The following is a 12,546-nucleotide window of genomic DNA, read 5'->3' on the forward strand; positions in this document are numbered from 1 at the left end:
AAAATTACAATTTATGAGTTACTTTATGAATATTTGTTTTGTATTTTTGTTCGTTTGCTTTAGGTCTAGATAAATGTACTGAACAGTCATTATTAAGAAATAAAGTGTTTTAAGTGTTGTTTTAGTGTCAAAAAGTGATTACTATTCATTCAGGACGTCGTTTACATAAGTTTATATTTTAAGCAACAATGCCGAATATGAGTTATGAAGATGATTTAACAACTAGGATGTTTGGAGATACCCAATGCGCGCTACTTTTCATTTAAAAACTCTTGCTGTAGCGATAGCTACTCTTTCTATAGCCAGTATGTCTAATGCTGCAGGTCTTGATCGTTCAGGTCAAGATATTACAGCATTCCTACAAGATGGCACCTATGCTGAGGCGGTCTATACCTACATCGACGCAGACGTTAGTGGTTTCGACAGTGCTAACAATGTCCCTACAAGCAATACCTATGTTAAAGGTAATGCCACTGGTGATATTGCTGAGTCTTACGACTTCTTTCGTTATGGCGTAAAGGCAGACATTAATGATACTTTTAGTGTCGGTATCTTATATGACGAGCCATTTGGTGCTTCTGCCAAATACGAAGGTGATAATAATTTTGTATCTAAAGGTGATCAAAACGCTTCTATTATAGAATTAAGCGGTGGGAAAGTAACAGCTGCAACTATAGGACCTGCGATTGTAGCAGCAACTGCTGCAGCTCAAAATCCACTGGCTACTCCGGAGCAAAGAGCTGCAGCTGTAGAGACTATAAAAAGTCTTAAAACAGTAGGTGCTATTGCAAGCGCTGAAGCGGCTAACAAAGGTGAAGGAACTAATGTCGAAGTTCGTAGCGAAAGTATTACTGCTATTCTTGGCGCAAAGTTCGGTGCCAGTAAAGAGTTTCAAGTCTACGGTGGTCCAGTAGCACAGCGTGTACAAGCAGACGTTAAATTACGTGGTCTTGCTTATGGTCCAGCGACTGGATATACCTCACATATTAGCCCAGATCAAGATTATGGATGGTTAGCTGGTGTATCGTACAGCAAGCCTGAAATCGCTTTAAAAGCCGCTCTCACATATCGCTCTGAAATTGATCATAGTATGAATATTTATGAGAAATATCCTTTAGCACCAGCTATTGGTGCTACTGATACACCTCCACGTTCTATTCCAGATACTCAAGTTGCTAACATGGAATTAACCACACCACAATCAGTAAACTTTGATTTCCAAACTGGTCTTAATCCTACTACATTAGCGACGGCCAAAGTACGCTGGGTACCGTGGAGTGATTTTGCCATTACTCCTCCTTTATATAATGAAGTTAGTAAAGGTAGATATGGTCCTAATGGACTAGATTTGGTTGAGTATGAAGATGATCAATGGCAGGTAGAGCTTGGTCTTGCTAAACGTATTGCTCCAGCTTTAGCCATTAGTGGTACAGTTGGTTGGGATAGTGGCGCTGGTGATCCAACGACTTCATTAGGTCCAATTGATGGTTATTACAGTGTTGGTCTAGGTGCTAAGTATAACCTTACAGAGAACTGGGCAGTATCAGCAGGTGGTAAATACTTATGGTTTGGTGATGCTCAAGGTCAACTACCTACAGATAAGATCGTTGGTGACTTCCAAGACAACGATGGTTATGTGGCTGGTGTAAAAATATCTTATCAAGCTAAATAAAACATTATTATAGACAAATAGGTTAGACATGAGAAAGCGATCCATTAAGGGTCGCTTTCTTATATATGAATCGAGGAAAAACCTAATAGCTATTTCTATAGCTATAGAAATAGAAATAGATAGAAACGGTACGTTAATATTGATATTTGAATGCTATTTATATAAATATTTACTACTTGCTATTATTAGGTAGTATAGAGATTTGCAAGAAGTAGCCTAGTGATACTGCATCTATTTAAAAATAGATAAGTAGTAACTGTCAGAATAATAGACGTAGAGGGTTGCTAACTGCCTTTTTATCACGCAAATTGATGATATAGAGGCAGTTAGCATTGAAATAACCCAATGATATTTAATCAAACAATAAAAAACCTCGTTACTATAACAGTAGCGAGGTTTTCTAATTTAACAGCAGTAATTAAAAAGTGCTTATTGATCTAAGTTCATTTCCATTTCTTTAAACTTCGCTGAGACTGAGGCTTTTGGACCACCTGTCATAATACTTACAGCAAAGATGGCAATAGTACTTAAGATAAAGCCTGGAACGATAGCGTATAACCAGCTATTTAGTGCCATACCGTTCATCTGGAAAGGACCATAGATCCATAAGATGACAGTTAATGCACCAACGACCATACCAGCAACCGCACCGTTTCGGTTCATACCGCGCCAGATAAGACTGAAAATAACCAATGGTCCAAATGCCGCACCAAATCCTGCCCAAGCGTTAGAGACCAAACTTAATACAGAGCTTTCAGGATTAGAAGCCAGTAAAATAGCAACGACGGCGACCACGATAACTGAAAGACGACCGACCATTACTTGGCGGGCTTCTGGTGCATCTCTATCAAAAAATAGCTTATACACATCTTTGGTTAGTGAGCTTGATACGACCAATAGCTGTGATGAGATTGTACTCATGATCGCGGCTAAAATAGCGGCTAACAAGAAGCCTGAAACTAATGGCGTGAATAAGAACTGGGTGAATACTAAGAAGATAGTTTCAGGATCATCTAAAGTCATTGCTGTTTTTTGTACATAAGCACGACCTGCAAAACCAGTCATCAATGCACCGATTAGACTCACAATCATCCAGCTCATACCAATGTTACGTGCCGTTGGTATATCTTTGACTGAGCGAATAGCCATAAAGCGTACAATAATATGCGGCTGCCCAAAGTACCCCAAACCCCAAGCCATTAACGAGACAATACCAAGGATTGTCATACCACTGGTGACATTAAGTAAGCTTGGATCGATGTTCCTGACCGCCTCAGTTGTGGCTGAAATTCCACCAAGATCAGTGAAGGCTACAACAGGTACGATAACCATCGCAAATAGCATGATAATGCCCTGTACAAAGTCAGTCATTGACACTGCTAAAAAGCCGCCAAATAGAGTATAGGCGACAACCACACCAGCAGTCACCCACAAACCTGTGGTATAAGATAAGTTGAGTGAGCTTTCAAACAGTTTACCACCACCAACTAAGCTAGCTGCTGTATAAACAGTAAAGAATAAAATAATTACAACTGCTGAGATAACACGCAGCATATGCGACTTATCTTCGAATCGATTTGCAAAGTAGTCAGGTAATGTGATGGCATTATCTGCAATTTCAGTGTAAACACGTAAGCGCGGTGCCACGATGATATAGTTTAAAAATGCACCCAATGTCAAACCGAGGGCAATCCAAATACTCACGACGCCATCGGCATACATATAACCCGGTAAACCAAGTAATAACCAACCGGACATGTCTGATGCGCCAGCGGATAAAGCGGTTACCGCAGGACCGAGACTACGACCACCAAGCATATAGCCTTCGGTATCATTGGCTTGCTTAAAATAAGCATAAACCCCAATCCCGATCATCACTAAGAAATAGGCGCCAAGTGATATCAGCACGCCACTAGAAACTCCGTTCATATAAATAGTCCTTAACCAACGTTGTTGGCTGTCATTATTTTTAACGAGAAAAATTAAGTCTTGCAAGACGATGTTTAGAAACAATATCTAAAGACAAAAAAAGCCATTAAGTAGGACATAATGGCTTTTATTCAATATCTTCTGTTAGTTTTATATGATTGATGCTGTTTTAGGACCAATACTTATCAAACAATGTTGTATAGAAAAGGGCAAATATACTTCTGTGTTGCTATGTTAAATGCCATCATCTCTTTATCACTTGCCAAATATTAGTCGCTTATATAACCAATCATTTAAAACCATTAAACCTACTGTTTACTATCATATATTACTAGAGATGTTCAATATATGATTATCAGTGCCAGTTGGGTAAAATTATGTTATAAAAAACGTCAGAGGCATTATAACGTATGAGCGTCATAAATGCTAACTCAGTATCTTTCAGCAAGTAATATTTTAGAAAGTTATTTTATCTTAGATATCCAACCACACCAGACTAGGAGTTTTTATTGAATGACTGTTATTTAATAGCACCATTATTCAATGGGTGCTAGCAAATCTAATAGTGCAGTTACACTGTTTGATTGGGTCAGTTTTGGGTTAATTACCACGCCTAAATGACGCTGTAATTCGATATTATCTGCCATATCAATACGCTCTAAGTCTTGACTAATCATCGTTTGCGGCAATACTGACCAACCAAGTCCTACAGACACCAGCATCCGAATAGATTCAAGTGGGTTGGTGCTCATGGTGGCATAAGGCTTTAGATTGTGTTTGGCAAATTCAGCCAAGGTAATTTGACTGGTAAAGGTATTGGCAGATGGCAAGATAGCAGGGTAACGTGCCAATTGCTCTAGTGTCACATTAGATTTACTGGCCAAAGGTGATAAGGTGCCAGTCATAAAGTAAAGTGGATCTGACCATAGAGTATGATAGGTTAAACGCTTGTCATAAACGGGTGGCAGGGTCAAAAAGGCTAGAGACAAGTCACCATCAAGTACCGCTTTATGTGCGGTTTCTGAATCGACGAAATGTACCTCAAGCTGTACGGCAGGATAGGCTTGGATAAAATGCTTAAGAACAGGGGCGAGATGGTGTAAGCCTATATGATGGCTAGTACCAATGACAAGTTTGCCGGATACAATATGCTTAGAGTGCTGCAGATTGATTTTAAAGTTTTCGTAGTCTTCAAGCCATCGTTTGGCATGAGGTAGCATCTCACTGGCTGCTTGAGTTGGGACAATACCGCGACCCACCGTATCAAATAACGTGATATTAAACTCATCTTCTAAGTTTTTGATGCGTTTACTGACCGCAGGCTGAGTAATGAAAAGCTTTTCTGCTGCACCCGAAATACTACCTGTATTCATCACAGTCACGAATGTCGTCAAATTTGTGGTATTCACACCGATGTCCTTAGCTACATAACGAGCTATAAATAAAAGTTGGCTGACCCAATCATAATGTATTAGAAATAAAAGTTTGCAACTATGAAAGAATCATCAATTATTATTATAGGATTAGCCTGCTATAATCACAAGACATCGAAACGTATTTTAGACATATTTATTGTATTTACTTGATAATCTGCGCCATAAATCTTATTTTAGGCATCTATTATCGCAACCATTAGTAAGTAACAGATAAAAACCTAGCACACTATGGGTTGAATAAATGAAAAATATAGTCATTAGCCACTAAAAAGGATAGCAATATGGCCGGTCAAACGTTATATGACAAACTTTGGAATGCTCACGAAGTCACCAAGCGTGATGATGGTTCGAGCCTGATTTATATCGACCGCCATTTGCTACATGAAGTGACAAGTCCGCAAGCGTTTGAGGGTTTGGAATTGGCTAATAGAGCGCCGTGGCGTCTGTCGGCTAATATTGCAAGCCCTGACCATAACGTACCGACAGTCACCAAAGAGCGCTCAGAAGGTGTGGCAGGTATCAAGGATAAGGTCTCGCGCTTACAAGTACTGACCTTAGATGAAAACTGCAGCAAATTTGATATCGCTGAGTTTACGATTAATGATGCTCGTCAAGGGATCTTGCATGTCGTCGGTCCTGAGCAAGGCTTAGTATTGCCCGGTATGACCGTTGTTTGCGGAGATTCTCATACCGCGACTCATGGGGCACTTGGCTGCTTAGCACACGGTATCGGCACCTCTGAGGTTGAGCACGTATTGGCAACCCAGTGTTTGATTCAAAAGAAATCAAAGAATATGCAAATCCGCGTCACGGGTGAGCTTGGCGCTGGCGTAACCTCAAAAGATGTGGTGCTTGCTATCATTGCAAAAATCGGTACTGCTGGCGGAACAGGGCATGCGATTGAATTTGCTGGTCAAGTATTTGAAGACATGAGCATGGAAGGTCGTATGACCGTCTGTAATATGGCGATTGAAGCGGGCGCACGCGTGGGTATGGTTGCAGTCGATGATACGACGATTGACTATGTTAAAGGTCGTCCATATGCGCCGAACGAGTCACAATGGCAGCAAGCAGAAGCTTACTGGCGTACTTTTTACTCAGATGATGACGCTGTGTTTGATAGCGTGATTGAGATTGATGGTAGCCAAATTGCACCGCAAGTGTCTTGGGGTACGTCACCTGAAATGGTGGTTGATATCACCCAGTCAGTGCCAACGCCTGATCAAGCGATTGATGAAGCGCAAGAAGAAGGGTGGTTGCGTGCTTATACTTATATGGGTTTAGAAGCGGGTCAAAAAATTACCGATATTCAGCTGGACCGTATTTTTATTGGCTCTTGTACCAACTCGCGTATTGAAGATTTGCGTGATGCCGCCGCCGTGATCAAAGGTCGTAAAGTGGCTGATACTATCAAAGAAGCGATCGTCGTTGCGGGCTCTGGACAAGTTAAATTACAAGCAGAAGCAGAAGGCCTAGATGCTTTGTTTACGGATGCAGGCTTTGAATGGCGTGAGCCTGGCTGCTCGATGTGCCTTGCGATGAATGCTGATAAGCTTGAACCACAAGAGCATTGTGCTTCGACATCCAATCGCAACTTTGAAGGTCGACAAGGCAATGGTGGTCGTACGCATTTGGTCAGCCCAGCAATGGCAGCGGCAGCAGCATTGGCAGGTCACTTTGTGGATGTGCGAACTTTTTAGTTATTACGCGTCATTTAACAATAAGCACTATATCGATAGGAAATACTATGCAAGCTTATAACACCCAAACCGGTATCGTTTGCCCACTTGATCGCGCAAACGTTGATACCGATCAGATTATCGCCAAACAGTTTTTAAAGTCTATTAAGCGTACCGGTTTCGGCGTCAATTTATTCGATGATTGGCGTTATCTGGATGAAGGGTATCCGGGACAAGACAATAGCACACGTGTTATCAATCCTGACTTTATTTTAAATAAACCACGCTATCAAGGTGCTACTATCTTGCTAGCCCGCCGAAATTTTGGCTGTGGATCTAGCCGTGAACACGCCCCTTGGGCGCTTTCAGAGTATGGCTTTCGTACAGTCATTGCACCAAGCTTTGCCGATATTTTTTATAACAACTGTTTTAAAAATGGCATGCTACCGATTGTATTGGATGAAGAAATCGTTGATACCTTAATGAAAGCCACGTTTGCCAATGAAGGCTATGAGCTGACTGCAGATCTTGAGCGTCAGGTGGTCATCACCCCAACTGGCGAAGAATATGCGTTTGAAGTCGATGACTTCCGTAAGCATTGCCTATTAAATGGTCTTGATGATATCGGACTGACGTTGCAGCAAAGCGATGCTATTAAAGAATACGAGCAAAAAATGATGCAAAAAACGCCTTGGATATTTAATGAAGTCAGAGCCTAGTGTTTAATCATGAAATAAAACCGCTAATGGCAAACGATTAATAATGGATATGAATCGCCATAAAAACGAGCTTAGCGCTAATACAGCGTTGAGTTATGGCGACTAAGTGGCTAAAATGAACGATAATCTATTCTTATATTATATATTTCCATCTGATAAATAGTAGCCACCATTATGAATAAAATACGTTTTGCGGTATGGACAAGTACAGCTATTGCCATAACCTTATTATCTGGTTGTCAGGCATTGACAGGCTATCAACAGATAGATAAAGCAGAAAGCGCAAAGGTATGGACGGGTACTATTAAGCCCATTGCTGGCGAGGTAAATATTGCCTGTGTCGGCACCTACCACTGTGAGATTGTAAAGATAGATCGCACGATGGTGATATCGCCTGAAAATCACAAACCTGTGAATGCCACCATGGTAGTTGCGATGAATGCTGCGAGCCAAAACAATAAAACTCGCACAAGAAATAAGCATTCTCAAGCTGCTATGACGATGGATATGACGCCGCTTATTCATAATAATGCTATTAAGATTGTGCCATTATCAGCGTCTGCTATGCCAAATCTTATTAACTATTATGCTCGGGTCAAACCCGCTAAACGTGAAGTGCATGTTAATTTTTATCCAGAAAATAATCTAGGTTATGTCGAGCGTTTTGCTATGATTCATGACTTTGCTGGCCCCGGCACTTATCAGCTGCGTGCTTATCAAAAAAAGTCTGGCCAGAGCTCCGGTAGCTTGTTAGATACAGCATCGCCAGAGCCTTTATGTGTTGAGCTTTATCAAGGCAATACCGTGCAGCGCCGCTTTTGCAAGCAGATTGGCACTGAGCATCAAGGAGAGTTTGTAGAAACTGGTATCGCTAAGGCGGCATCAGTGCCATCAAAAGTAAAGGTAAAAGCCAAAGTATAATTATTAAAAGACTGTCGTTATTAGCTAAAAACAAAAGCAAGTATAAAATAAGTCATAGAAATATAAATTTACTCAACCTCAAGGACCAGTATGGCAACGATTTTAACATTAGCGGGCGATGGTATTGGCCCTGAAATCATGACTCAGGCCATTGATGTGCTGAACGCTGTCAATGATAAGTTTGCGTTAGGTTTTACCCTTGAGTCTGGATTGATCGGCGGTGTGGCAGTTGATGCAACAGGTGAACCTTTGCCAGAAGAGACGCTACAACGTGCACGCGCAGCAGATGCAGTGTTATTAGGTGCAGTTGGTGGTCCTAAGTGGGATGGTATCGAACGTAGTAAACGTCCTGAGCGCGGTTTACTAAAAATCCGTAGTGAGCTTGGTTTGTTTGCCAATCTGCGTGTGGCCAAACTTTATCCGCAGCTTGTGAATGCTTCAAGCATTAAACCTGAGATTATCTCAGGTCTAGACTTGCTGATCGTGCGTGAACTGACTGGTGGTATTTATTTTGGTGAGCCGCGCGGTATTCGTACACTAGAAAATGGTGAGCAGCAAGGCTATAACACTATGGTGTATAGCACTAGCGAAATCAATCGTATCGGCAAAGTTGCTTTTGAATTGGCGCAAACACGCGCGCAAGCAGCAGGAACCGCTGCCAAAGTCTGCTCTATTGACAAAGCCAATGTATTGGAAGTTACTGAGCTTTGGAAACAGACGATGATTGAATTACAGCAGTCAGAGTATAGCGATGTGGCGTTATCTCATATGTATGCTGACAATGCTTGTATGCAGCTGATTAAAGACCCCAAACAATTCGATGTTATGGTCACTGGCAATCTGTTTGGTGATATCTTATCTGATGAAGCGGCGATGCTGACGGGTTCTATTGGCATGCTGCCATCAGCCAGCCTTGATGAAGCGGGCAAAGGCATGTATGAGCCTTGTCATGGTTCAGCGCCTGATATCGCAGGACAAGATATAGCCAATCCACTAGCGACCATTTTATCGGTCGCTATGATGTTACGTTATACTTTTAAACAAGAAGCAGCAGCACAAGCGATTGAACAAGCGGTCAGTGATGTGCTTGATGATGGCTTACGTACGGTCGATATCTTGGATCGTAATGAAGCTGGACTTATACAAGTCGGTTGTCAACAAATGGGACAAGCCGTATTGGCAAAATTGATTCAATAAAGATTACTTTATCCTAATCTGAATTTTTGAAAATTTATAATAATGAACCCATAATTTGCTAAGCAAGTTATGGGTTTTTTTATTGCTCGCCTTTAGATAAGATAAGCGTTCGCTAATGTTAACGTCTTTAAACAGAAAGCTGCATAAAAGCATTTGTTTTAACACAGATACTGCAGTCTAATGCGCTTATTAACACAATGCTGTTATATGCTCACATGGGAATATGTCACCATAGCTTATCTATAACTGGTTTAGATAAATCAATATCTACTGGCTCAATCCACATTGTAAAATCAGTCCTATACTAGTCACAGGATTTTTGACATGGGCATATGGTATGTTGAACTAATTATATAATCCTAATTGGGCATTAATGGTAATAATTTTATAATTACTTATAAGTTGTTTGTAATAAAAAATATAACTTAACAAATTGGAGTAATACATGTATCAATTGACCAAAATCAGCACGGCAATCGCAGCGCTTGGTCTATCGACCATTTTATTTATGGGGCAAAGTATTGCAGTAACGAGCGATGTCAAAAATGACACGGTCGAAGGAAGTGCAAAAGGTACTGCCACTAAGAGCACAGAGTCCAATAATACAAATCAAGTAACTAGTAATAACAACGATGTCAGCCCAGTAACCAATGGCGTAAGTCAAAAAGTTGCTGGTAAAAGTAAGACAGCAGTATCGTTGAATAAGTATTTACCGACTATAAAATATACCACTGAAAATCTACCAATGGAGGCGCAAAAGGTAAATAGTGCTACTTGGAAACAAGGTATGAGGAGAAATCGTGATACTACCACTAAGCTGCAAGCTCTATTAAACTGGCATCAAAACGGCGTTGGTGCAGTTGATGGCTATTGGGGAAAGAACTCTCGTAAGGCGATGCAGGCTTTTCAGATGGCAAATGGGTTGGCAGTGACCGATACATTAAATATTGAGACGTGGCATGCATTGACCAAGAATGATAAGCTTATGGCACAACCGGTATTGGTCAACTATCAGCTCACTGATGCAGATATCAATATAAAAACCACGGTTATTCCAGCAGGAGCAGAAGCCAAATCCAAGCTTGAAGGGATGTACTATGAAACTGTCATTGAAGGTTTGGCGGAAAAGTTTCATATCAGTGAAAGTTATCTTAAGGCGCTCAATCCTAATGCTAAATTTGCAGTAGGCGAAACCATTACTGTCTACAATCCAGGCAATCCTAATATCAAACCTGTTAGTCGAGTGGTTGCTGATAAGACTACCGAAACATTGTATGCATATGATGATAAAGGCATCTTGGTTGCTAGCTATCCAACCACAGTAGGAAGTACAGCGACGCCATCACCAACAGGTACGCATACAGTTGCAGTTAAGGTACACGAGCCTAATTATACTTATACAGCAGAGAACGGTAGCAAGTCTATTTTGCCACCCGGTCCTAACAACCCTGTAGGTTCGGTATGGATTGGACTCAGTAAGCCGTCTTATGGGATTCATGGTTCGCCCGATCCTGCTCGTATCAGTCGTCAGGCATCAGCAGGGTGTATACGTCTAACCAATTGGGATGCGCTTGCATTACTTGGCGTGATACAAAGTGGTGCAACCGTTGAATTCAAATAACGGCTAAATTATAGACAAAAAAATACCGCTGATATCTAGCGGTATTTTTTATGGTAAAAACCATATTAACTTACTAAAATATGATAGGCAATAATGAGTAGGTTAGCAGTATCATTATTATTATCAGTTAAACCACTCAAGCATTATACATATGCTCTTATAACTATCTTAGTAAATAAGAATTTAGTTTTTACCACGATAAGTAATGCGACCTTTAGACAAATCATAAGGTGTCATCTCAACCTTAACTTTATCACCAGTCAAAATTCGGATGTAATGCTTACGCATCTTACCTGAGATATGCGCAATAATTTCGTGTCCGTTTTCTAAACGAACTTTAAACAAAGTATTTGGAAGGGTGTCAATGACTTCGCCTTCAAATTCAATAATCTCGTCTTTTGCCATAATTTGTATCATCAATCAATTTAAAATAAGCCCATATTATACGTAAGTTAGCAGATTAAAGCAATACGGAACCTGATTTTTACTTGACAGCCTGTAAGTGATATGTATGTCAGATCCTATTGATTTAATCGGGAAGGTTGAGCCAAATAGGTGTGAGCGGCGCATCGGGCAGTAAGGTTTGAAAATGCTCAGGATAATAGGCATTAATGAAATATAAGCCATCACCTGAAGCAGTTGGTGGTGCTATTGTCCGATCTTTTTCAGCCAAAATATTTAAGAAATCAGACGGTTCTAACTCGTGTCTGCCGATCGCATATAACGTGCCCATCAGGTTTCGCACCATATGGTGCAAAAATCCATCAGCTTGAATATCGAAGACGATAAACTGACCATGAGTAAAAAGATTGGCATGGCTAATATGGCGCACGGGCTGATTAGATTGACAAGCGGCAGCACGGTAGCTACTAAAATCATGTGTACCAACGATATCAGATGCTGCAAGCTGCATGGCTTTTAGGTCAAGCGGCTCGTGAATATGTGTCACTTGATGGTTGAGGATGGCAGGTCGCTGAGTTTGATTGAGAGTAATGTAACGATAACGACGAGCAATTGCGGCAAAACGCGCATGAAACTCAGCAGGCATCGTCTGAACCCAGCGTAAAGCGATATCATCAGGCAAAAGACTATTTACACCACGTAGCCAATTGTGCGTGGGTCGATAAGCAGTAGTAACAAAATGGGCAATCATATTGCCAGCATGAACACTTGAGTCTGTACGCCCTGCAGCAATCACTTCTACTGGTTCATTGGCAACAGTACTAATGGCGGTCTCTAACGCTTCTTGTACGCCAAGTACCTCTCTTTGGCGTTGCCAACCATGATAGTGAGTGCCCAAAAATTCAATAGCAATGGCTAAGGTATAAGTTGGGCGCTTTGCTTCGTTGTTTTCAGTTATGGACATGGTCAT

The 12,546-nt window shown here is 41.0% G+C and carries 10 protein-coding genes; 6 read left to right on the top strand and 4 right to left on the bottom strand.

The features are described 5' to 3' along the window. Positions 1-244 precede the first annotated feature (244 nt). Entirely contained in the window at positions 245-1,672 is a 1,428-nt protein-coding gene (locus tag OEG80_RS04950; RefSeq protein WP_149491800.1) for an outer membrane protein transport protein, read from the top strand. Positions 1,673-2,101: 429 nt separating this feature from the next. On the opposite strand, the gene putP is transcribed toward OEG80_RS04950, so the two are convergent. Further along, the gene (gene putP, locus OEG80_RS04955; RefSeq protein ID WP_011513904.1) at positions 2,102-3,601 is read right to left on the bottom strand and encodes a sodium/proline symporter PutP; all 1,500 of its coding nucleotides are present in this window, start codon (positions 3,599-3,601) and stop codon (positions 2,102-2,104) included. Positions 3,602-4,137: 536 nt separating this feature from the next. Beyond that, on the bottom strand, positions 4,138-5,010 hold the full coding sequence (locus OEG80_RS04960; protein WP_020443718.1) for a LysR family transcriptional regulator: 873 nt from the start codon (positions 5,008-5,010) through the stop codon (positions 4,138-4,140). 308 nt (positions 5,011-5,318) lie between these two features. Between OEG80_RS04960 and leuC the strand changes: the two genes are divergently transcribed. The 5 genes from leuC (at position 5,319) to OEG80_RS04985 (ending at position 11,174) form a co-directional block, all read left to right on the top strand. After that, a complete protein-coding gene (gene leuC / locus OEG80_RS04965) occupies positions 5,319-6,737 on the top strand; it encodes a 3-isopropylmalate dehydratase large subunit (protein ID WP_020443717.1) in 1,419 nt (472 codons plus the stop codon). 47 nt (positions 6,738-6,784) lie between these two features. Further along, positions 6,785-7,435: a 3-isopropylmalate dehydratase small subunit gene (gene leuD, locus OEG80_RS04970; RefSeq protein ID WP_149409543.1), complete on the top strand. Its 651-nt coding sequence runs from the start codon at positions 6,785-6,787 to the stop codon at positions 7,433-7,435. 174 nt (positions 7,436-7,609) lie between these two features. Further along, entirely contained in the window at positions 7,610-8,356 is a 747-nt protein-coding gene (locus OEG80_RS04975) for a hypothetical protein (protein WP_263242095.1), read from the top strand. A 90-nt stretch (positions 8,357-8,446) separates the two neighbouring features. Next, positions 8,447-9,553: a 3-isopropylmalate dehydrogenase gene (gene leuB, locus OEG80_RS04980; protein ID WP_263242097.1), complete on the top strand. Its 1,107-nt coding sequence runs from the start codon at positions 8,447-8,449 to the stop codon at positions 9,551-9,553. A gap of 445 nt (positions 9,554-9,998) precedes the next feature. Continuing rightward, on the top strand, positions 9,999-11,174 hold the full coding sequence (locus OEG80_RS04985; protein WP_263242098.1) for a L,D-transpeptidase family protein: 1,176 nt from the start codon (positions 9,999-10,001) through the stop codon (positions 11,172-11,174). A 183-nt stretch (positions 11,175-11,357) separates the two neighbouring features. On the opposite strand, the gene infA is transcribed toward OEG80_RS04985, so the two are convergent. Both infA and truA read right to left on the bottom strand, forming a co-directional pair. After that, positions 11,358-11,579, bottom strand: coding sequence for a translation initiation factor IF-1 (infA, locus tag OEG80_RS04990; RefSeq protein ID WP_010199824.1), 222 nt, complete (start codon positions 11,577-11,579; stop codon positions 11,358-11,360). 124 nt (positions 11,580-11,703) lie between these two features. Continuing rightward, the gene (gene truA, locus OEG80_RS04995; protein WP_263242101.1) at positions 11,704-12,546 is read right to left on the bottom strand and encodes a tRNA pseudouridine(38-40) synthase TruA; all 843 of its coding nucleotides are present in this window, start codon (positions 12,544-12,546) and stop codon (positions 11,704-11,706) included.

Source organism: Psychrobacter sp. SC65A.3, assembly GCF_025642195.1.
Taxonomy (GTDB): Bacteria; Pseudomonadota; Gammaproteobacteria; order Pseudomonadales; family Moraxellaceae; genus Psychrobacter; species Psychrobacter cryohalolentis.

What these genes read in the sequence shown, in the direction of transcription:
- OEG80_RS04985 (WP_263242098.1), top strand. Translation starts at nt 9,999, where the DNA reads ATGTATCAATTGACCAAAATCAGCACGGCAATCGCAGCGCTTGGTCTA.
- OEG80_RS04950 (WP_149491800.1), top strand. Translation starts at nt 245, where the DNA reads ATGCGCGCTACTTTTCATTTAAAAACTCTTGCTGTAGCGATAGCTACT.
- infA (WP_010199824.1), bottom strand. Translation starts at nt 11,579, where the DNA reads ATGGCAAAAGACGAGATTATTGAATTTGAAGGCGAAGTCATTGACACC.
- leuB (WP_263242097.1), top strand. Translation starts at nt 8,447, where the DNA reads ATGGCAACGATTTTAACATTAGCGGGCGATGGTATTGGCCCTGAAATC.
- truA (WP_263242101.1), bottom strand. Translation starts at nt 12,546, where the DNA reads ATGACCATGTCCATAACTGAAAACAACGAAGCAAAGCGCCCAACTTAT.
- leuD (WP_149409543.1), top strand. Translation starts at nt 6,785, where the DNA reads ATGCAAGCTTATAACACCCAAACCGGTATCGTTTGCCCACTTGATCGC.
- leuC (WP_020443717.1), top strand. Translation starts at nt 5,319, where the DNA reads ATGGCCGGTCAAACGTTATATGACAAACTTTGGAATGCTCACGAAGTC.
- OEG80_RS04975 (WP_263242095.1), top strand. Translation starts at nt 7,610, where the DNA reads ATGAATAAAATACGTTTTGCGGTATGGACAAGTACAGCTATTGCCATA.
- putP (WP_011513904.1), bottom strand. Translation starts at nt 3,601, where the DNA reads ATGAACGGAGTTTCTAGTGGCGTGCTGATATCACTTGGCGCCTATTTC.